Source organism: Brevibacillus laterosporus (assembly GCA_007833815.1).
GTDB classification, from domain to species: Bacteria; Bacillota; Bacilli; order Brevibacillales; family Brevibacillaceae; genus Brevibacillus_B; species Brevibacillus_B laterosporus_D.
On the sequence record CP033464.1, the window covers coordinates 3,501,938 to 3,525,320 of the forward strand.

The window sequence follows — 23,383 nt, forward strand, 5'->3', positions numbered from 1 at the left end:
TAATCAGATGATTTACTGGACTATGTTGGGTCATGAGGAATGGAACCTATACATTGCCGCAACGGGTAAGGGACTTTGTTACGTAGGCTCGCAAAATAAGCCGTTCGAAGAATTATCCCATTGGGTAGAAAGGCGTTTTTCTAATGGTGTATTGGTGCATGACGATGAGAAATTACAGTTGTATGCAACAGAATTAATTGAGTATTTCCAAGGAGCACGCAAAAGCTTTTCCATACCATTTGATTTCTACGGTACACCATTTCAGCTTGCTGTATGGAACGCGCTCTGTGGAATACCATATGGGCAAACTCAGTCATATTCGGATATTGCTACTCACATACAAAAACCGTCTTCGGTACGGGCGGTTGGGGCTGCTATTGGTGCTAATCCAGTTTTAATCACCGTGCCATGTCATCGGGTAATCAGTAAAAATGGTTCACTGACTGGCTATCGAGGTGGGTTGGATATGAAAACGAAGCTTCTGCAATTGGAAAATGAAAATGTCTTGGTGAAAGGGAGTTCGCTATATGCCTAATCGCCTTACAGAACGCATTGCCGCGTTAGATTGGAATTTACTGCAACAGACGCTGGATGAGCAGGGATATGCTGCCATTCCACCAGTATTAGACAGAGATGAATGCAACCAAATTATCAACACGTATGAGGAAAAAGTCCATTTTCGAAACACGATTCATATGGCCAGATATCGGTTTGGTATTGGGGAGTATAAATATTATCAAGCCCCCCTCCCGGACTTGTTGCAACAGCTTCGTGAAGGTTTATATCCTGAACTTGCTAAAACTGCTAATCGATGGTTCAAACAGCTTGGGCGTGAAGCGAATTATCCACCTATGCTACCAGCATTTCTTGATAAGTGCCATCAGCAAGGGCAATTACGCTCAACACCGTTGATTCTTAAATATGAAGTTGGTGGATACAACTGTCTGCATCAGGATTTGTATGGAGATGTGTTCTTTCCGTTTCAGGTGGTATTCGCCCTAAACCAAAAAGAGACGGATTATACAGGCGGAGAGTTTCTGCTAATGGAACAAAGGCCAAGGGCGCAAAGTAGAGGCCATGTGATTACCTTGGATCAAGGAGCAGGGCTTATCTTTCCAACCAATCATCGCCCTGTACGAGGATCTCGAGGGTATTATAAGACCACATTACGGCACGGTGTCAGCACAATTACTTCGGGAACAAGATACACCCTTGGTATTATTTTTCATGACGCTAAGTGACTGTATGCTAGCAAGAAAAGCAAGCGATCATGCACATAAAAAACAAACAGTCAGAAGGGAGGATAGGCATGAAAAGTGAGTTTTTTTACAAGTATCCCAAGACACTTCTTAATAAAGGAACAGGCTTTCTTTCCGGGTACAGTCATTCTCTGAATCCTTATACCGGCTGTTCATTTGGATGTTCATATTGCTATGTACGCCAAATGCCGGTAGCTACGTTCCGTAAGGAGGAATGGGGAACTTGGGTTGACATCAAGAGGGAAGCAGCAGAGATATTACGTAAAGAGCTTCGAAGAGCCAAAACCAAAGGGAAGGTAACGATTTTCATGTCATCGAGTACAGACCCGTATCAGCCAATCGAGCATAAAGAAAAGGTGACGAGATCCTTTTTGGAGGTCATGGTGCAAGCCCCACCTGATTTTTTATTCATACAAACTCGGAGTCCTCTTGTTCGTAGAGACATTGATTTATTGTTGCTCTTAAAGGATAAAGTTCGGGTAAGTATGACCGTCGAGACGGATCGAGAAGATATACGCAAGCATTTTACACCTGATGCACCACCAATTAGCGCTCGGTTAAAAACACTTCAGCTATTGGCAGATGCTGGTATACCAACTCAAGCAACCATTGCCCCATTACTGCCGAGCAGTGAAGAATTTCCGCATAAGTTAAAGTCGTTGGTTAATCGAATTTGTGTGGATGATTATTTCATGGGAGACGGAAGTGGAGGGAGACGAACCAGAAATTTGGGCATTGATTCGTTGTACCAAAAGCTGGGCTTAGAACAATGGTATGATCCTTCCGCATATCAAATGATTTATGATAGATGTAAAAGTGTTTTTCCCGATGATCAGATTTTTCTAAGTCAGAAGGGTTTCGCTCCTTTTGAATGAAGAAAACAATTCTTAGCATGTAGCGTCCTTAATGGAGGCTATTTTTTTGTGCCACCAAGGGAGGAACCGCATCTGAAGAGTAATAACATATAAATGCACATCCAAGTAGAGCATTCTTGTTTCACAAATCATTGAGGACTCAATCGAAATAAAAGCCAAAGCGACTATTTCCCGCTTTGGCTTTCAAAATCTAACTCTTGTTGGTGTACTAAATCTTGGTTGTAATACACCTTGACATTTAGCTTCTGTTTAGAGTAGAGAAACTTCTTTATCTCTGCTTCTTCAATTCCAAATATACCTGCACTCGCTAGATATAGACCCTTATTAGTATCAAGTGTTGCAGGAACACTCATTGAAGCAGAAAAATATTGCAATAATTCAGATTGGCTTTCATTAAATACAATTTCAAACGTAATCTTTTTTAAATATTCAGGACGTAATGGCTTTTCATCATCTGTAAACTCAATATAAAAAGCTACTCCCTTAAACTCTCCTGATTCGCCTTTAGATACGGCTTGCTGTGCGCTTATTTTTGTGATTTTTAAGCCATCGATAATCTTTTGGTCTTTAAGATATTGCTTACTTTGAGGAGATTTGGAAAGTTCTAAAGGCGCAGGTACTGGTGGATCTCTTTGTATCTTATTCCCTGCTTCTTCACAGGAGACTAAAAGGAAAAAACACAGTAACAAAATAACTGATGATTTTTTTACCATCCTTTTTAATTATGATCAACTGGATAAGTTTCTTCTTTTGGCTTCTCTACACTAGATACTGTTTGCGTGCTGTTAAAGTATTGCTCATCTTCTATATAAGCATTCCCATTAAATTTCTTATAAACATCATACTTCTTTATCTTTACAGTATATCTATCATAGCCAATAGCCCCGTAATAATCTCGCGTACGATATTTCGAGTTCTCTGGTGGACCGCCAAAAGTTAAATCAGATGTAAACGTGCCTGTGTAAGATCCACTAGCCGTACAATTCAAACCTAGGCTTATTACTTTGAATAAATCTCCACTAACCGAACTGTTAATCTGCACAGAACCAGTTACGCTTACTGTCTTACCTAAACGTACCGTCTGTCCTCTTGCAACACTAATTAAAAACTTATCTGCTGTACGTGACAACGAATTATACTTTGTTATTGTACCTGAATCAAATGCATAGTAAGAATGGCTATATTCCTCACGTATAACACCTTTTGTATCTACTCCATATTGTGTTGGAGATGTTCTGGAACTACCTACTAATGGCAGATCTACGAATTCAACTTTCGCGTCATAGTTAAACGTTGGTTCTTTATTTTCACTTGCATGTACTTGTGTTTCACCATAATCTTCCGCATGTACTGATGGAGCCATTGAGCTGAGTAAAATAACAGCTATCGCACTTGATTTAAGAATCCTTTTCACGGACATGAATACACCTTCTTTACATTATTTTGTGATAATTATGAAAAATAACATCCTTTTAATTCCTATTTTACTAACTATTACTATATATCATTCTTCAAAAAAACCTATATTGAGAAAAATAGTAAAAAAACACTCCCACTTTTTTTGAAGGAATGCTTCTACAAATAAAAAATGCCTTGGTTGGCAAATTCTCTAAATCTCTGCGGATGAGAATGTACTTGCTAAAGAATATTACGTTACCTTACGTGATATCTATTAATGAAGGAAGCTGTTGAAACTTTTTTTAATCAGACAGGGAATGCAAGAATCTTATGATCTCACGAATGTTAGGGGTGTAGGCATATGTCAAGCATTGTTACTCATGAGCATTATACGCGTGCTGAAAAACTTCTTTCAACTAACACCAGCAAATATGTTTTTAACAGTCGTGTAGAGCCTAACTGGCTGGGTCAGACGAATAAGTTCTGGTATGTTAGGGATTTGAGAAAAGGGGACGAGCGAGGGAAACAGTTTATGCTAGTTGATCCTGAGCTAAAGACTTGCAAACCGGCTTTTGATCATAAACGATTATCCCTTGCTCTTTCAGAGGTTTTAGGTCAAACGTGCGATCCAGATAATTTGCCCTTCAATCAGTTCGAATACGTGAATAAAGAAAATTCCATTACCTTTCAAATCGAAACGACTCAATGGACCTGTGATCTTGAGGAATATCTCTGTAAAAAAGTCAAAATCGTTGAGACACCAGATGCTAGGGGAGAACTTTTGTCCCCGGATGGGCGCTGGGCGGCATTCACAAAGGACTATAATCTTTTTGTACGTTCTGTTGTAACCGAGAAGATTCTTCAGCTTACCGAAGATGGTCAACCCTATTACGATTACGGATCTCCCGTACAGTCAGAAATCACCCTATTAACCAATCAATTGAATAGGCAAAAGCCTCCACCTACAGCCATATGGTCACCAGATTCGAAAAAATTGTTGACGCATCGAATGGATCAACGACTGGTACGTGAGTTGTATCTAGTACAGTCCGTACTCAATGTTGAAGAATTACGGCCAGCTCCACATACGTATCGCTACTCGATGCCTGGGGACAAGCACATTGCGCAGGCAGAATTAGTAATTTGTGATATTGAAAAAAGAACAATCGTTCCGTTGAACACGGAACCTCTGCCTGTTCACTCAGATTCACCACTTACACCAGGATTACAATTGGCAGGCTGGTCAAAGGCTAGTGACCAAGTGTACTTTGTGCGTATCGCCCGAGATTATAAGTCAGCTCAATTTGTTGTCGCAGATGTGAAAAATGGTTCAACCAGAACACCTTTGGAAGAAAAAACAGACACCTTCTTGGACTTTGACATTTTTCATATAGGTGATATCGCTCCTGGGCAAGGTATGTGCAACCCGAATATCCGCCTGTTGGATGATGCTAAGTCGTTCATCTGGCACTCGGAACGAGATGGCTGGTCTCATCTCTACCTCTATGACAGTTATACAGGCAAGCTCAAGAACCGGATTACCAGTGGACCGTGGGTGGTACGTCGTCTTCTTGAATTAGATGAACAAAATGGATTCATATACTTCACGGCAGGAGGGAGAGAGATCGCGCGCGATCCTTATTATCAGCACTTGTACCGTGTCCGATTGGATGGTACAGAACTAACCCTATTAACACCAGAAAATGCTGAGCACATCATAAGTTTTTCTCCTGACCTGCAGTATTTCGTAGATACCTATTCACGGATTGACCTGCCGCCCATTTCCGTTCTGCGGGCAGCAGATGGACGACTGATTCGCGAGTTAGAACATGCTGATGTTGAAATGCTTTTAGAACTTGGATATCAGATGCCGGAGCGTATTACCGTCAAGGCTCGTGATGGTATAACCGATTTATACGGAATTATGGTTCGCCCAGCTAAGTTTGACTCTGCGCGTAAATACCCGGTGATCGACTACGTATATGGTGGCCCTCAACGTATTAATACTCCAAAGATTTTTTGTGGTGAGGCATTAATGGGAGGTTTAGACCTGCTCGGAGGGGCACAACAGTTTGCTCAGCTTGGGTTCGTAACAATCATTTTGGATGGCTTGGGTACGCCTTACCGTCACAAGGCCTTTCACGATGTTACGTATGGAAAGCTCGAGGAAGCTGCTGGACTGGCAGATCATGTAACAGGGATCAGGCAGTTAGCTAAGAGGTATCCTTTCATAGACCTAGATCGGATTGGAGTTTGGGGTTTATCTGGAGGGGGATATGCTTCGACCCGTGCGATCCTCCTTTATCCAGATTTTTATAAGGTGGCCGTATCGGTTAGCGGTAACCACGATCAACGGATATACATGTCTCTGTGGGGGGAACGATACCAAGGAGAGTATGATTTGGAGCTATACAGAAAGCAAGATAATACAACCCTTGTTGATAATCTCAAAGGCAATCTGCTGTTGGTACACGGAGAGGTTGACGATAATGTCCATCCTGGCCATACATTTAGGATGGTAGATGCTCTAATCAAGGCGAACAAGGATTTCGATTTGTTGATTATGCCTAATCGAAAACATTCCTTCAGCTTGCACCCGTATTTTATTCGTAAAAAATGGAACTATTTTGTTAAGCATCTAATGGGTATGGAGCCTCCAAAGGAATACATCATTGGGAGGGAGGAGAGAAAATGAATGTATGTTTCATGCTACTAATATAGTCACATAGCCATGCGATACACAATGATAGCTAATACTATCTAAATTGTTCATTTCCTTGGACTTACTTGGCAAACGTTAAAATGAATAATCATTAAAAAGCAAGGAACGATTACGTCCATTGGATAATCGTACCTTGCTTTTTCTTATAATTGAGTATAAGTGAGGTGGTTCACGTGATGTAACATTCCACATAACTTGTTTAACTTCTACTAAATAATTCTTGCAATATATCTGTTACCTCGTGATAGGAAGAAGGCGTGAATGTACTCTGCTGCAAACGGCTACCACTTATTTTACGCGATGTAAAACAAGAAGTAATAGAATCTCACATTAACATATTTGGAGGGGGCATAAACTTGTCTGGAGCATCTAATTTCGCTAGTTACATTGTAGGGGGTAGACTAGACCCACCTTTTATGCCAACGAAGACAAACCCATTTATCGAAGGCATCATGATCGAGTCTAAAGGCATAGGTAAGACAGTAAAGCAATACACAGTAGTAGCCGATGCTGAACTACTGGCAGTATCTGTTGGCGCTTCATTCTACGAACCAAGAGACCATTGGAACCTACATGTAGGTAATCATACAGTATGTCAAAATATTTTTACAAAGGATTTACCCGAAGGCATGTATTTTACAGCCATTATCCCAACACCTAAGGATACGATAATTCAATTTGAGTATTTCAATGAGGGAGGCACTAACAAATACGTTTGGGTGAATTACCAAATGCTGAAGTAAAGAGGGTGGGAATATGACAAAAGAATCTAATGCTCAGCCGTGGATAGAGATGTTAATAAATGAGAGATTCATATTAACAGATTTGGCAGGGATATTGACTGCAAATGGCTGGACAAAGGTAGATGAATTTACTAAGATCGTGTATCCATCATCCTTAACTAAACCAGCAATAAAAAAGCTAACCCTACCGCAATCACAGAAATATGTAGACTTGCCTGAGATGGCATACAACGTAGATGTACATATTTATCTGGACGACAACCGTATTTCATCTGATGACTACGCAGCAGAAGAGAAAGAGAATGGTGGATTACGTATCACGTTCAACCCTGATGTAGAAGGTAAAGTTGAGATTTACTACAGCACAATAAAACCCACAGATGAGATAGAGTTCCATGTAGCGAAACACATCATCATTAGAAATGCATCAGGCAATGAGTTCGGAATGGCGCTGTATACTCCAATCAAAGAATCTATTAAAAAAACAAGAGAGAAGATTCCATTTGCTATCCCTTCTAAGAACGGAACTACATGGGACTCTAACTTGGAGCCTCAGGATGAGGGTATGTTTGAGTGGGTAGAGAAGATAGCAGAAGACTTCTACGAGAAGCACACCCTATACTTCTATCAACTAGAGAGATATGTAGCAACTGGTAACTTTCTAGTCGGGTGGGACAATAACAAGGAACTCAAGAGAATGGCTTTGGATGTAGAGGTACAACAAAGCATGTGGGACGTAAAAGGTGATGGGAAGGTACTTGAGCACGTCGTAAGTAAAGAGAAACCACTAAATTACCAGTCACCCATTACTGTAGCCAGAACAAGAATACACCAGCTAGAGGAAACCGTAACCATTGCTGAAATGCGCACAAAGCTGACCAACTGGTGGGAAGACAGTAAAGTACGAGTTCTAGGGTTTGTTGACTCTAAATCAGCGATGTTAATTCTATTAGCTGACACCGCTCCTATATGGGATAGAAACGCAGTACCATCTATACCAATTTACATGGGAGACTTCGATGAGCTAGGCAAGGATAAGGAGGCAGTCAACAGGTCATTTATGTTTGATTTCTACGGGCAGTCTGCAAAAAACGGAACTGTCGTAGCAAACAAGCCGATGGTCAGTGGGGAGTCGACTGTTAAAGTATGGGCAGTAGGTGACTTGGGTCGTCACAATCAAAATGAGAATATCAGATTGGAAATAGGTGGACACACAATTACTACCATAACAACACCTACCAAAAAAGACCCAACAACCACAACAAAAGACAAGGCCTACTTTGTAGGTGAGTTTAGTCTATATAACATTCAAGGTAGAAGTGCATTAGATATAAAGCTAACACCGTCTACCAATATTGGAGGGTACAGTCCTGTAGCCGCCAGAGTTTGGTTAGAGTTTGATATTCAAACAAGCCACGAAGAGAAAAGTCCATCCGCTCTATTTGCAGGTACAGCACACTATTCTAAAGGGAATCTTACATCTGCTTTACATGCATCTGCTACGTTTGACTACAACGACTACGAGGACAGTAATCAGCAAGAAATTATTCTTCCTATATTAAAGGATTATCCCCACTTTCCAAGCAATGGGATTGATTCCATTATGGTAAAGAGAACTAAGTTTGGAGCTAGATATCAAGCACACTACCTTATGTGGAACATACCGCCAAACACGATGCCTCCAGCTAGAATAGGAAATAATGGCGGGATGCACCCAAGAGCATGGAGAGACGCAGAGAACCCTTCTTACAAATACCAGTTTAGCCCTTCAAGGTATAGTGACAAGGCCCACACATCTAGAGCATTGATAGTACACCCTGAAGATGGAAAATATGGAACGTTGAGAAATGTTATTTTGGTGTCTCCCCTAACTATAATGAATGGTGACGAATTGAAAGAGGCAGATAAGAAATGTGAGGATGGCGTTAACACGTACAAGATTTATTCCTACTACTTGGTCGAAGGCATATCGCCACTAACGAAAAGAGCAAGTACGGCTTATGCTCCAGCAGGTCTAGGAATTCTAAAAGAAGGTTATACATTACCGCCAGCAGAGCCAGAACCAGAACCACTAGAGGTAATAATATCTCCTATACGAGCGGAGACCACTGTAGGAGAGGAATTTAGATTTAGTGTTGACTACAGCACTCAACCACCAATAAAAGACTATAAGTGGGCAAAGCCTGACTCTGCGAGGATCGACAGATTTAATGAAAACGAGGCGTACATCATCTTTAATCAAGCAGGAACATTTACTGTTACTTTTAATGTAGTCAATGTGCAAGGACAAAAAGGCTCTTCAACAGCAACAATAGTAGTTAAGGAGTAAATAAAAAGGAGTGTATATAAATGGCTTTTATCGACACTACACCGGCGACATTCACGCCAAAGGTAACAGAGGCTGACTTGCAACCAAGGTTAGCTGATTTGTTGGCTACACAAGGATGGACGATTGCGGCTAATTTCAAGAAAGTAGTGTGGGATGCACGGCTAACGAAACCCAACACACCTCTCACACCATCAACTATGGCACGATTTACGGTAGCGGAGCATTTTATCTATGCGAATAAAGCTAAGAAGATGTTTGGTTTAGCTATTGTAGGAACCTGGGAACAGACGATTGGTTCCCTGATAGAAATCAATAAGCTTCCTAAACCCGACAACTTAGAAGAGATTGGAGTTTGGGCTACCAACGAGTTCCGTAAGTATAGAGCACCACACACCATGTATGTCTATATGGTGGAGCAGCTAAAGGAACTAAAGCCAAATGGTGATGACATTGTACTTGGATGGCAAGGAAAGGCTGAGGATCAATTACGTGCAGCACTGGATATTGAAGTTGAATCATCAAGATGGGCAGGTGGAAAGGAAAGCCCAAGATTCGAGGTAACAAGAGCAGAGGGTGGGCGGATGCAATCACCTATCATCCAAGCTGGGTTACGTACCAATCTACTAGAGCAATACTTCTCTGTAGATTACGGAGCAGCCGTACAGTACACTAACTGGTGGCACGATTCAGAGATTTCAATTAAAGGTAATTTGTCAGAGGACTCTTTCTTCTTTATTATTCAATGTGATAATGTGCCTGCTCCAGAAGGTAACCTAGTACCGTCTATTCCGTTTCATTTCGGAAAGCTAGACGCATTAGAAGAAGGGGATGAGCCTTACGCATTGTTTGCAGGTAGTGTCCCTATTACAAAAAACAGCGGTAATTTAGAAGCACAACTTAAATCAATTGCAGAATACGACTACGACGACACAACTACTAGAATGCCAAACATCATGCCTCTAATGAAATCATATCCTAAGTTTCCAGCTAACGGGTTAGATAATATTATGATTAGTCGCTCTAAATTGGGTGCTAGGTATCAATCACACTATCTATCATGGAATGCTCCAGCTAACGAGATTCCCCCTGCACGTACTTCCGAAGACGGTAAAAGAGATTACCCTCGTGCTTGGAACAATGCAGAGAATCCATTATATAAATACTCTTTCAATCCTTCCCGTTACAGTCAGAAGGTGCACACCTCCAAGGTTTACGTTATTCATCCAGAGGAGGGAGTAAGAGGTTCATTAAAAGACACAATCGCATTATCTGCACTATCGTTTCATGCAAACAAGCTACGGGTTAAAAAGACCAATTGTCCTGACGAATTTGACGTTTTCCGTTACTTCTTAGTAGAAGGGGTTTCACCATTCACTAAAAAGCCAGGAACTCAATATAGACCAGCAGGCATTGGGTTGTATCACAGCTCAGTTGATAAAGATGGTACTGAAATTAACATAGGTAGTACAGCTAAAAAAGGTAAGAAGTAGTAAAAAATAAGTCCCCACCTTGTAGTGGGGGGAAAATTACAATCAAGGGGTGATTCATGTGTCATGGATTGAGGGAGATTCTACAATTCAATTATTGCCGCAGGACTTAGAAAAGATGTTTAATGAACATGGATGGAATACGTTCGCTAAGTATAGAGCGGTAAGCCCTACTGTTAGGCAGTTTGCAGATGTTCGTTTGTTTAAATCAAAAGGCAGCGACAATCAAATTAGAAACTTTGGTATGGTGTATGGTTATGGAGAGACTAAGAAAGTGTCCCTAGGTGAGCAGGACTTCATCTCACAGAACTCTGTACTAGGCCAGCTAACTTTAAAAGAAGGTACTGAAAAGTCATATCAGATTAAAGTATATCCAGTAGCAAAGGACACATCTATTGTGTACAAGAACGGGCTACCACTAAATGATACTGACTTCTCTATCGAACTATTCACTGGAGTACTAACTTTACATGATAATCCAAAAGATAAAGATGTAATTACGATTTCCTATGCACCAGACCCAACAGCACCATTGCCAGTTAAGCGACTGTATTTCTTTACTTTCGACGATGTGCGGGGCGAGAAAATTGTACAGGGCGTCAATGGAACAGTCGTTGTTGGAGACCCTGAATCAATCCTATCGGACGGTGACGGTACGCGTAAGGATTTCCCTATCCCAACTACTTCTGATATCAAAGTGGATAGTGTTAGGCTGTACGTTAACGGCATTGAAGTAGATCCTGACTTGTATACAGTAGATTACGGAGGACACAAAATTACTTTTAAACCAACATCTAAGGCTCCTGATGCTGGTGCTGAATTACACACAAGCTACATTAAAATCCTTAATCACACAGGTACAGGAACCCTTAATTATGGAGATATCAAAGTTAAGAAATTTGATCCAGATAAGGCTACTGAACTACTTGATGCGGCTTATTCTGCCATCTACTACATTTATCCATCCTTACCGACTGCAATGTCCTTTACGCCATTGCAGAACTTTGATAGAGGATGGCAACGTGACTCAACAATGTATTATTGGGGTAATATTACTAAAGACAGAATTGCAATGTTCTTCAGACCAGATCCTTCAGCTAATGCAACAGATACTTACCACGCCCCCCTTTACATCGGCAAGCTAACAACTGTAGGTAAATCTCCAAGAAAGAACAACGTAATCATCTCTGGTTGCCGCAAAGAGGATGAGATTATTTGGAAGAAGGATATGAAATTAGGTGCAGTATTTGTTGACTACGGCAGTAGTACATCTAATGGAAACAGCAGTGTACAACTACAGCAATCTATTGGCGGGACTTACTACCAAAAACACTATCTAGCATTCATTACGCATGACAAGATGGTAGATGCTGGAGAGTCTAGATTCAATCCTTCTGTATACGATGGTAATTACCACATTAGCCCCATGTATATTGTCCATCCTAACGATGGTTATGTAGGTAAGCTAGATGAATGTTATGCTATTCACCCTAAGAACATCGCTCAAATGGATAATTTAGAAGTATCAGAGACGTCTGAAAATGAGGACTTAGGAAAAGGTGATGGAGTTAATAAAGTATTCCACCTATCCCGACAACCTTCTCTGAAAGACGAGGGTACCCCATTTAAGTTAGAAGTCAAAGTAGCTTGCACTGAAATGGTGTTCGGGGTGGACTACACACTAGAAATGGACACAAAAGCCATTACATTCAAAGAAGGCAGCGTCCCTGCCAAAGATGCAGAAGTAATTGCTACTTATGATTATAAACAATCATATAGATATACGATGGCAGATACTCCAAACTCTCCATTCACTCTAGCTAATATCAGTCCATTCGCTCCAATCGGACTAGGTATCCTAAGAGAAAACTTAGTAAAAAATAGTTAATAGTAAGGGAGGTTGGCGGTGAAATGCTGAACGGTAAAAAATCTTACCTGCTCAGTTTCACCGCCCTTTTTTCTAAAAAGGGCTATAAACTGGCGTTTGGTATAAACCAGATCTTTCATAACAATAACAAATACCACTTAACTGCCCCTGTCAATAGCACTTATCGTGCTCTCAAAGAAGATACAATGAAGTCTGCTGACAAAGTCCCATATTCAGCTACCGGACTATTTGAAAGAATGCTCACCCTAGCCGAAAATGCTACAGAATATGAAGTAACCGAAATGGAAACTGTTACCGCAGAGGTTGTAACTTACTTAGCTGACATACACAAGCATTTAAGCGGCATCAATAAAGCAGTTTATGATGTAGATATAGATAACTACATTAGTTCTAAGTCAGCAAATGATGTAGCAGAAAGCGAAGTTAAAGACATGGAGGAAGCAAGCCCATCCACTCCCAAACTGGAAGTACTTCGAATTACTTTAACTGACCATTCAATTTGTAACGCAAGAATACATGATGCAGTTAACGTATTTGCCGAACCATACACGAGTAGATTAGAAACAGAAGTCGAGAGATTTAGTAACCCCATAATCGATGTGATAGACGGAGATGCTATTAGCTTAGAGGTCGGTAGTGACAAAAAAGTGTTAGAAATTGACGTAATAGACAGCATACAAGCCGATCCAATGAGCCAAGTGTCAGGACACAGCACAAGCGTATTATCCAAGTCTACGAGAACTGATGAGATAAGTGATGGATTGACTGATAGCTTTATTGACACGCATATCATCGACAAAGAAGCAAGCGTTGACGGATTAGGTCGTAATAAGGCATTATTCTCTAACTTGGAAACAGCCGCTACAGATGTCATTACACCTACCTCAGAAGATAATATATGTTACTCGACTCAAGTCCAAGAAACATATGACGCACTAAGGAAAGATATTGAATATTATGGGGAAGTATCTTTGACCAATGAGGGACATAACTTTACTAGACACGCTTTAAAAGATGCTATTACAAATGATATCCTTACTGCCAACTCATTTTCAAAGATAGATGGTGACGTAGTCCATGGCACGAGTGGATATACACAACGAAATGATTACGTTGGATCAACTAGTTCCTTTATGGACGCATACAAGGCTATGGATGAACATGAACTAGTGGAGCGACTAATTGAGATAGAGTCCAAAAGAGATGTCGAAGTAGATAAATTCGGTATTAAGGCTGTGAAAGGATATACAGCAGTAGAAGCCACCGTACACCAAGAAGAGAAAGGAGAGTATTACCGAGATAGCGTTGGCGTAAACATACTAGAGGCAGCAAGCCATCCAAAGGGCACCTTTCAAGCTGTAGCAGATAAGGTTACCTTTTCTAGTCACAACGAAATGTATAATGCGATTGCGCTAGGAGATGCGAACGAAGTAAGTGATTATATCCTTGATGGAGTGGTAGACAAACACCATAAAGCCTTCAGGGAACACCCACATGACGCCATCAATCACCAAGCCGAACAAGCTGAATCACAGAAAATAGAGGACGTAACGATGCTAGGACATTCGGTAGCAGAGAGTGAATCTAGTTACGAGCTGAAAGTAGATGTCAAAGAGCTGGCAAGTCGCTCAACAGTTAGGGAAGTTATCATTAGTGATGTGGCAGTGGCTGAATCAAGCAAGAGCGAATACTTTGAAATAAATACACTAAAGTCAGGAAAGCAATTCAAATATATAGATGGAGTAGAAGATCGAGGCACATCTTCTGTATTAGGTACACATAACAATCTAGCTCAAGCTGATAGAAATGAATTTGCGTTTTATCGAGTAGGGCCTGATGCTGCAGTCAATGTGGGGATGAGCGAAGGATTTATTGACAATGTTAGCAGTGGGGAAACACACGCCATAAAAGAAGCAAATATGTCAACTAATCTAAATGAATACAGTGACAATAACAATAGACTATCTGAGGCGATTATTTCCATTACTGCAGATGGAGTAGATGACGCTAAATTTACAGCAGTAGAATTAATACGAGAGCAGATTATAAGACATCCAGACATTATACAAACAGTTAGGATTATGACGATCATGTATGGGGCTAGAGTAGCTGAGATTATAGAAGCTGGCATGGACAAGGTAATCAGCAATGGAGTCGTAGACAAGTCAGTCAGAGCAGATTCTTTGGAAAGCATCACACAAGCTGTAGTAGATAAGCTAAAAGAAGGAACAACTGGGAGTAATATTCAAGGAATATTAGACTACATCGAGCACGCTAAAAGTGAAAGAATTGCTAATTCTGATTACGTAAAGTTTGTTGGGGCTGAGTCCGTATTTCAAGAAGATTTTACAGGAAAAGTTGAACGAGGCACAGAGGCAAGGTTACCACAGAGCTATATTGAGGCAGACTGCGACCAACTACAGTCAGGACAGCACAATGGATTAGGAGAGGTAACGAGCGCAGAGGAACTAAGTAGAGCAATCATTGAAGCAAACACTAGACTCAGTATTGTATCAGATATCAACACAGCAACCCGTGAGAACAGTGCAGAATCGAACGAGCTAATGGCTATAGAGTTTGCAGACGTGAATCTAACAGAATACGGTGTTACTTTAAAGACAGAAAGCGGTCGTCTAGACAACATCGCAGTAGATACGCATAGTAGCACTGTGGACACAAGCTTATTAAGACACGGCAGTGGCGAGTCTACACTACAAGTGATTGAGGGCGGAAAACACGACAGTAACGCAGAAGCAGCCACTCAACACATTGAGGGCGGTACTACAAGTAAGAAAACAGAAGCAATTACTGTTGACGGTTACAGTGAAAGTAAGGCAATTGAGCATATTGGTGGTTTGGAAGTACACACAATCAATCAGTCAACCTACACCAGTTCACATGAGACTGTTATCATGACTGGTGAAACTACTTATAGTGGTAATGACAGATTAGCTACTTTATTCGAGCGTGAGTTAGCCTCAAGCGAAGTCAACGAGAATGCTAGTATCTATGAAATCAATTACGCTGACTCTGTAAACATCGAGGACGAAACAGTAATGGAAACGACTATTGGCGCTGACCCTATCTACACGACTGAACCAACAACCGTAGATGAAGTTTCTGAAAGCATTCGTAAAAAGCGTGTCATCTATACAGACATGAAAGAAGGCTCTGACGGAACTCGAGTTAAGAAGACAATAGAAACTAGTGTCAGTGGGCAAGACGATGCTACCCAACTAAGAAAGACAGTAGAAGTTACTCCTAATGATGGTGATGGGGCAACTAGAACAATTCGAACAGTCAACATTGAGCTAGAAGAAAGCTCAGACGGTGAACGTAAACGTAGAACGATAGACGTAGATACAGAACTAGGATCCACTGCAACAAATGAAACAATCCCTGTAGCACCTAAGCGCAAGATTTGGATTATTTTAGGTAAGCTTGCTACATGGAGCAAATGGAACTGGAAGAAGACTAGGTAGGTGAGGCATTTGGGCATTTATAAAAAGTCTAGTGGCTTGATTTTTGATGATACTTTTAGTGGCGGGGGTATACACCCTCGTTACGAAATATCTCCCAGTAATTCCTGCCATCTGGATGAAGGCAATGGACGACTGAATATTCCACATACTGAGATAGAAACATCTATTTTATTTGATATACCTAAAGAGGAGAACACTCTATTGTTGGAGGTAACTGCCGACTACATACCTACTGAGTTTGGTGATGAGGGGGGTATTCTTGTTTGGCAGGATGCCTGCCACAGATTAGAGTTCCTTGAAAGCCTAGATACCACAACCAGAGAATTTAGTAAATGGAGGGCTTATAAGAAAGGGAACAGATGGACGTTCTATGCTGACAAAGGAAGTGGTTGGGAGTTATTTGATTCTGATGTTATGGTAGCTGAGAAGCTAGGTATTGTTTTAAAGAACGCAGATAATGATAACGATGTACCCATTGACCTAGGTAGGGTGGTGTTGTGCAGGAGCGGCAATATTACTATAGGTAATCTATCAACAGGACACACAGCGTATCTATGTGACCCTGACGGAAATTCTATAGCCTCTGCTAAAGTAGAGAGTGGTTGGACGGGGGTAGAGATAGGACTACCAACCATACCGTACAGAGGAACTGTAAAGGTGTACGACCAGGACGGAAATTTACTATCTAGTCTAGAAGACTTTGATATATACGGCGGAGACTTATTCCTATATGGTTCGGACCTCAAGGTAATGTGGAAGGGGGCAGAACTCAACGTCAAAGGTGAGACATGCCTAGGAACAATGTACGACGATCAGATACTAGTGCAAATGGAGCTGCTAAATCCCTCAGAAGAAGTACCAGCAGATGACTGTACCTTAGGTATTCTACAATATAAGGATAAGTTCGGATATCAATGGGCTGATTTATGTTATGAAGATGAAGGTAGCCCTACTCTAGATTTTAAAGTGAAGCTAAATATGGGCAGACTTGACCCTCTAAAAAGCAAGAAATTCTGGATGAAGGTAGGAAGAAAATCAGAGCATTTTGATATAAAGCCAATGAACTTTCTACTAGATGTGAACCACAAATAGGAGGGAGATTACAGATGGCCCAGGGAACAAAAATGATTCTCAAACGTTATGGTAACGAAGTAATGTACTGGAATGAACAAGAGATCATTGTTGATAGTGATTACTTAGACAGAGGTCATGGATTGAATGTCCACCTTGATTATGAGTACAGACGTGACACTAAACAGCTAGATGTTTTCTTTAATGGACATAGATTATCTGAAGGGATTGGCTATGAGGAAGTAGATCCTTCCACTATCAGGCTAAAGCTAGGAAATTATCAAGAAGGTCACCCTTCAGAAGGACAGCCAATACAGTTGGCTATAGGTGATGAAATATTCATTCGTGTCTGGAAACCCGAATATTCACGATGTGGAGGAGAGGTTGCAGGTCTTCGCTTAGAGCTTCTGGAAAAGGAAGTGTGGAAGGCAAGGCAATATAAGGACACAGACACACCTCACCCAACCTTGGATGATAGATTGGACGATATAGAACGGCGCATGGAGACTAAGACGATGATAATCGTAATGAATCGAGTAACAACTGGACTGTTTAAGTTAGATATGAGATTCCCATATGATGGAATTATTTCGGAAGTCTATGCATCATGTGCCAAGGCGGGTACTGAAAGGACAGTATTGCAGGTAGCTAAATGCTCCCAAGCCTCCTACGATGCTGCGCAGGAGTGGACAAACATATTCAAGAACGACTTGGTATTTGACGCAAATAGTAGCTCGACTAAAACATCCTCAAGCCCATACTCCCTAAAAGATCCTAACGTAGAGAAGGGCGACCATTTTAGAGTTAATGTGGTAGAACTAGGTAAAGGAATAGAAGGCGTTGTCCTAGAGGTAGTGATTAATCTTATCTAGTAATCAATTACCTCACATTTTCTTGCACGTACAGCAAAAAAAGACTAAGAGCCGTCTGGCTACCTAAGAGATAGGTAATCAGGCGGCTTTTTTATGACTACATCCTAAATGTTATGTAGTTACTTTCTTTTCTTATATTGTATGTAGCTAGCTATTACGTAAGTTAGCTAATATCTTTTTCATACAAGGAGGCAATTCAATATGCCAGCACCGCAAGTATCATGGTTTTCAGAAGACAATACAACACAAGTAAATAAATGGGATATTGGCACAGTCGATGCAGGTGACTTGTCCGCGGAGTTTTCCGTTTTGATTTGGAATAACCGTGGAGGTCAAACAGCATTGTCCGATATGACAAACTGCTCAATCACTACAAAGGATAGTGGTGGCGGTAACGGTGGTGACGCCCAAAGTATCACAAACGAGCTAGTGTTTGGTAAGTGGATTGAGACACAAGTGTCATCACTAGGAGAAACGGGACCTACGTGGACAGCTATCGGTGGAACTACAACAAAGGAAATTAGAGGACATGCTGCTGGAACTCCAGCTAAGACAATCAAAGGTTCTGCAAATGATGGTAATCACAAGACAACAGCATCACAAGGTAACTACTGTGCCTTGAAGCTACGTGCAAACGTACCTCCTGAAGCTACGGCGGGATTGATCAACTTTCTAACTCGTGTTTCCTATCAGTACGTATAATACGATCTAAAGAAGACGATAGGGGAGAAGTAACAGTGAGAAGTTTTTTCGGAACAACAAATGCAATGTCTCCCACTAGTCAAGACTTTGTATGGGTGAGTGAGTACTACGACGGCACTCACCTAGCAGAGTTTGATTTTGAGACTAAGGAAGAGAATAGCTTTTATGATATTAAAGTAGATCAGTTGAATAGGTTTGGTATTGTAGGTAATGGATCAAAAATATTCTTTGAATCAAATGGACTATTTAATGTCAAAGGTAAAGGCTACTCTTTAAGTTATGTTGTAGATGGTGTTGAGTATCAACTAACAGGAGACCTAGAGAAAATCAATGACATCATCACATTTAAAGATGCAGAAGCCACAGGAAACTTACTTGGCGGCGGAAAGATCACAACAAGCATCGAACAATTCAGCGTAGGATATGCTGTTGTAAAGACAGTGGATGATGTTACGTTTACGTTAAGAGTGCTAGTAAAGGTACCTAATAACGGACAGATGTACTTTAACATTGCGATGATGGCTAATAAAAACTTACATGGAAAATTAGTTCTTATGCGAGCGAATGATAGAAAAGAATTTGAGATAGATGCTCCTTTAAAGAAAGGGATTATGGGAGAAATTAATCATTTAATTACCCATTAAGAGGGGGAGTAAAGTTGGCAGTAACTCCATTGAATTTTCATGGGCTGGTATTTTTAGATAACGCTGGTTCGGTAAGAGACCAGAGAAATCATACATTTATAGCACAAAGTCTAACAAAAGTTGCGACTACTCCGTTCCCTACTAAGCCACTTATTTATGCGGGAGCGAACGGTTTCGGTAGGTTTGTTAGTAGGTTTAATAGAAACCACGATGGGACTATTGGTGAATACATATCTGGTAACGCTTGGGCTGAGGGTACCAGCAATGTGAAAGACGTACAACCAAATCCAAAGGATTCCCCTACAGCATCAAGAGTCACAGGAGGTTTTGCGTTTTACACAGCAAGTGATAGGAACACAGAGTATTTAGTTGGGTGGAGTAGATCAAAACAAGTATTATATCGATGGGATATAACAGGAGAGTATCCTCCAATGGCAACAAAAGAGGTTGAATTTAAAGTAGCACCCACTAAAGGCGGTGATTATAACCGTGGATGTTGGGATGGGGATGAAACTTTATATTTCTACAGCAGTGTCGATGATTTTATCTATTCGTGGAACGTAACAACACCTACAACATCTATGGTAAAAATTGTGAAACTAGACATCACAGAAGATGTAAGAAACAAGCTTAAAGACTCATATGTAGGTACAGGCATGCTAATTAAAAATGGTGTCGTATACATGCCTTCGAGCGCATCTCCAACTAAACCGGTTGATGAGGCACTGTTTGCATATGATTTCGATTCAGGTAAATATCTAGGTTCGTTACTTACCTCTGAATTAAGATCGCATGGATTAAATGTATTTGATCAAGATTATGGTTGTTTACAATTAAACCCTAGAAGTGACATTGCTTTTTTAATGAGTACGATTACTAATAGTTCAATGATAATTCAATATAAAACTGTATTTCTTACATTGATAGGCGACGTAGACATTAACGATAATATTCACAACCAAAATGTCAATCTTACTATTAAATTTATAAAGCAAGAAGACGTTGACGGTCTCGGAGATCAAGCTAAATTTCGAATTTTGGTTAATGGGGTAAAAGTGTATCCAGCAGACTCAGATTTTACTGATATTCAGCCAACACCGTATACCGCAACTGTTAATGGGGTATCTAACTTGTATTTCAATAAGGTGGGTAGAAATGAGGTAATAATTGAAGCAGATAACAACCAAGGTGTAACAGTAAGTAAGAACGTATACGTTAATGTGGTAAACACCGACCCTGTCATAACTCAGTCAGAAGCTAATCCAAGCACTACTCACTCCGATTTAGTGTGGGTGGAGGCCACTGCAGAAACTGAAGCAGGCGACTACATGAGCTATAGGTTCACTATAAACGAAAAAGTATACGCTGACTGGTCAGATGCCATATACACAACTCCGCTGCATATTAGATTTATGCTTAGACCAAGTGATCTTAAAATCGGTAACAATAGTATCAAGATAGAAGTAAAAGACAATTTCAAAGACAACACAAACGTATCGGAAAGTACACTCACTGTTGTGAAAACAAATACGAAACCAAACGTCGAGGTAAGTGTCAAAGGACAAACCGTATTCGTTAGTGCGACAGATAACGATAACGATAAGGTGAGATTTAACGTATCAATTAATGGCAATAGCTTTTTACCTTCTAGTGGTATGTCCCCATACTACGAAGTTCCTTTTGAGACTTCTGTAGATATTCCAAAACAAATGATTAAACATGGTCAGGAAAACACAGTATCAGTCTCTGTCCAGGACATAGCGGGAGATATTGTAACGCAAGAAGTATCATCATCAATCGAAATGTCAGGACTCATGTTTAGGGATAAAAATGGTAGCTATTACACAACAGATACTGGCGAGTTATTAAAATACCTAGATGTTGGAAGCTTAAAATCAGGCGAAACATCTCCGGCCTATCAGGTTTGGATCGAAAATACAACAGGGTACGTTATGCACGGAGTAGTAGTTAAAGCCATTCAAGGAGACCTAGACTCTATTACAGAAAAGATCGAACTGAGTAAAGAGATTAGTCCTTTTACTTCAGTAGAATATGTTTCTTTTACGGAGCCGCTACAGCCAAACGAAGCACAGTCATTCTTTTTTAGGATTGTATGCAATGAGGATGCGGCTGGTGGAGGAATATTTAAATTAAAAGTATACGGGAAGCCATCACTTACCTAGTAATAAACAAGCCTGAGCATGCCTTGACGTCTCAGGTTTTATTATCCTTATTAGAAAGGAATGTTCAAAGTGGCAAAGCTAACGAAAGTATTTAAATTTACCAATTGTGGGGCAACTGGCAGGAATGGAGCCAATCAAACACAAGTTGATCAAAAATATAGCGGGACTACCTTAGACAAGGCAGTAACATCAGTAAATGGGGTACAGCGGTGGACAGTCCCCCTGGATGGGGAATACATAATCGAAGCCTTAGGGGCACAAGGAGGGCAAGGTAATCCTTCTGCCAACCCACCAGGCTGGATCGGTGGGAAAGGCGCTAGAATGAAAGGCAAATTTAAATTAAAGAAAGGTACAGTACTATATGTAGTTGTCGGCCAAATGGGGCAGACAGGTTTTGGTGATTATAATTCTGGTTGCGCTGGAGCAGGAGGGGGTGGCACCCTTGTATACCACGGTGACATCGGTGGGAACGGACTTCTAATTGCAGCAGGAGGAGGTGGAGGAGGTGGAGGTGGCGTCCACGGTAACGGTTCCCGTGTACATGGTACGGTCAACAAAGATGGTAACATGGGTGGGAATGGCACTAACGATGCCCCTCAATATTCAGGCAATGGCGGAAGCAACGGCATGGGCGGTAGCTCTGTTGAATTAATAGAAAATATGCCCTACCAAGGTGGAGGAGGAGCTGGATGGAAGGGAATGGGAAAGAGTGGAAGCAGTTCCCCTACTAATGGAGGAAATTGGTGGGACGGTGGTAAGTTTCAATCTGCCGAAGGAGGTTTTGGTGGAGGTGGAGGAACAGGAGATACACGTAATAACTACTCTTACGGAGCAGGCGGAGGTGGTGGGTATTCAGGTGGAGGCGGCGCTTATTACACCACAGGTAATGGTGGAGGCGGTGGTTCTTATAATGCCGGAACAGAGCAAGAAGAAACAACAGGAATAAATGAAGGTCATGGCGTGGTGATTATTTCTTTTAGTGCAAATGAAGAAGATATACCTGAAGGATTCAAAATGGATTTTTTAAATACTGGTACTGGTATAACAGGTAATCTGCAAAAGTTTATTGTACCTAGGGGAGGAATCTATAAAATAAGTGCGTCCGGAGCTAGAGGCGGTAATGTAGGAGGTAACTTAGGAGGAAAGGGAGCATTCGTATCTGGAGAATTTAATTTAGATGAAGGAGACACAATCCATCTATTAGTAGGTCATATGGGACTAGATAAACCCTTTAGCGACTACGGGGGTGGAGGCGGAGGTGGCTCATTCGCTGTTAAGCAAGACAATGACTCTAGCTATATTTTTAAGCCGCTAAATGTAGGCATAACACCGCTAGTAATTGCTGGAGGTGGTGGTGGTGCTGGAGACAACGGAGGTAACTTTAGTGGAGGTGCAGGTAACGGGGAAACCACAGGTAATGGAGAAGGTGGTACAGGATTACAGAGTAATCGTAATAGTGGTGGTGCTGGATTTATTGGTGACGCCAAACCATCTGCTGCAAAGCCCCCAATTAGCTTCCTTAATGGAGGAACAGGGGGGACCGAGGAACCTATTGGGGAGGCTTTGGTGGAGGTGGTCTACCTTACGATGCAGGAGGAGGAGGAGGAGGCTACACTGGAGGTAACGGTGGAGAAGGTGTCAAGGGTGGTTTTGGTGGATCATCTTACAATACAGGTCTTAATCAGATAAGGCAATCAGGAGTCAATAACGGGCACGGAAAGATAGAAA

Annotated in this window: 17 protein-coding genes; 15 read left to right on the plus strand and 2 right to left on the minus strand. The window is 41.1% G+C overall.

Features of this window, described 5'->3' with window-relative positions; translation table 11 throughout:
- The first annotated feature begins 7 nt into the window (after window positions 1–7).
- The 3 genes from EEL30_18020 (at window position 8) to EEL30_18030 (ending at window position 2,134) form a co-directional block, all read left to right on the plus strand.
- Complete coding sequence (locus tag EEL30_18020; GenBank protein QDX95815.1) at window positions 8–535, plus strand: methylated-DNA--[protein]-cysteine S-methyltransferase; 528 nt, start codon at window positions 8–10, stop codon at window positions 533–535.
- Window positions 528–1,241 (plus strand): prolyl 4-hydroxylase subunit alpha, encoded by a 714-nt coding sequence (locus tag EEL30_18025; GenBank protein QDX94020.1) that lies wholly within the window; start codon window positions 528–530, stop codon window positions 1,239–1,241. Before EEL30_18020 ends, EEL30_18025 begins: the two co-directional genes overlap by 8 nt.
- Before the next feature lie 68 nt (window positions 1,242–1,309).
- Entirely contained in the window at window positions 1,310–2,134 is an 825-nt protein-coding gene (locus tag EEL30_18030; protein ID QDX94021.1) for a radical SAM protein, read from the plus strand.
- A 164-nt stretch (window positions 2,135–2,298) separates the two neighbouring features.
- Here the strand turns inward: EEL30_18030 and EEL30_18035 are convergent, their stop codons facing one another.
- Window positions 2,299–2,847 carry a hypothetical protein gene (locus EEL30_18035; GenBank protein QDX94022.1) on the minus strand — a complete coding sequence of 183 codons (549 nt, stop codon included), beginning with the start codon at window positions 2,845–2,847 and terminating at the stop codon, window positions 2,299–2,301.
- Window positions 2,848–2,852: 5 nt separating this feature from the next.
- Window positions 2,853–3,554, minus strand: coding sequence for a hypothetical protein (locus tag EEL30_18040; protein QDX94023.1), 702 nt, complete (start codon window positions 3,552–3,554; stop codon window positions 2,853–2,855).
- A gap of 339 nt (window positions 3,555–3,893) precedes the next feature.
- On the opposite strand from EEL30_18040, the gene EEL30_18045 reads away from it, so the two are divergent.
- The 12 genes from EEL30_18045 (at window position 3,894) to EEL30_18100 (ending at window position 23,344) form a co-directional block, all read left to right on the plus strand.
- Complete coding sequence (locus EEL30_18045) at window positions 3,894–6,227, plus strand: S9 family peptidase (GenBank protein QDX94024.1); 2,334 nt, start codon at window positions 3,894–3,896, stop codon at window positions 6,225–6,227.
- 383 nt (window positions 6,228–6,610) lie between these two features.
- Window positions 6,611–6,997 (plus strand): Low copy number virion structural protein, encoded by a 387-nt coding sequence (locus EEL30_18050; protein QDX94025.1) that lies wholly within the window; start codon window positions 6,611–6,613, stop codon window positions 6,995–6,997.
- A gap of 13 nt (window positions 6,998–7,010) precedes the next feature.
- On the plus strand, window positions 7,011–9,326 hold the full coding sequence (locus EEL30_18055) for a hypothetical protein (GenBank protein QDX94026.1): 2,316 nt from the start codon (window positions 7,011–7,013) through the stop codon (window positions 9,324–9,326).
- 20 nt (window positions 9,327–9,346) lie between these two features.
- Complete coding sequence (locus tag EEL30_18060; protein ID QDX94027.1) at window positions 9,347–10,816, plus strand: hypothetical protein; 1,470 nt, start codon at window positions 9,347–9,349, stop codon at window positions 10,814–10,816.
- Between the two features lie 58 nt (window positions 10,817–10,874).
- Window positions 10,875–12,701, plus strand: a complete 1,827-nt coding sequence (locus EEL30_18065; protein QDX94028.1) for a hypothetical protein — start codon at window positions 10,875–10,877, stop codon at window positions 12,699–12,701.
- A 23-nt stretch (window positions 12,702–12,724) separates the two neighbouring features.
- On the plus strand, window positions 12,725–16,183 hold the full coding sequence (locus EEL30_18070; protein ID QDX94029.1) for a hypothetical protein: 3,459 nt from the start codon (window positions 12,725–12,727) through the stop codon (window positions 16,181–16,183).
- Entirely contained in the window at window positions 16,184–17,275 is a 1,092-nt protein-coding gene (locus tag EEL30_18075) for a cell adhesion protein (GenBank protein ID QDX94030.1), read from the plus strand.
- Window positions 17,276–17,289: 14 nt separating this feature from the next.
- Window positions 17,290–18,126, plus strand: coding sequence for a hypothetical protein (locus EEL30_18080; GenBank protein QDX94031.1), 837 nt, complete (start codon window positions 17,290–17,292; stop codon window positions 18,124–18,126).
- 201 nt (window positions 18,127–18,327) lie between these two features.
- Window positions 18,328–18,828 (plus strand): hypothetical protein, encoded by a 501-nt coding sequence (locus EEL30_18085; protein QDX94032.1) that lies wholly within the window; start codon window positions 18,328–18,330, stop codon window positions 18,826–18,828.
- A gap of 35 nt (window positions 18,829–18,863) precedes the next feature.
- On the plus strand, window positions 18,864–19,472 hold the full coding sequence (locus tag EEL30_18090; protein ID QDX94033.1) for a hypothetical protein: 609 nt from the start codon (window positions 18,864–18,866) through the stop codon (window positions 19,470–19,472).
- Window positions 19,473–19,486: 14 nt separating this feature from the next.
- Window positions 19,487–21,655 (plus strand): hypothetical protein, encoded by a 2,169-nt coding sequence (locus EEL30_18095; protein QDX94034.1) that lies wholly within the window; start codon window positions 19,487–19,489, stop codon window positions 21,653–21,655.
- Window positions 21,656–21,715: 60 nt separating this feature from the next.
- Window positions 21,716–23,344 carry a hypothetical protein gene (locus tag EEL30_18100; protein QDX94035.1) on the plus strand — a complete coding sequence of 543 codons (1,629 nt, stop codon included), beginning with the start codon at window positions 21,716–21,718 and terminating at the stop codon, window positions 23,342–23,344.
- Window positions 23,345–23,383: the final 39 nt, after the last annotated feature.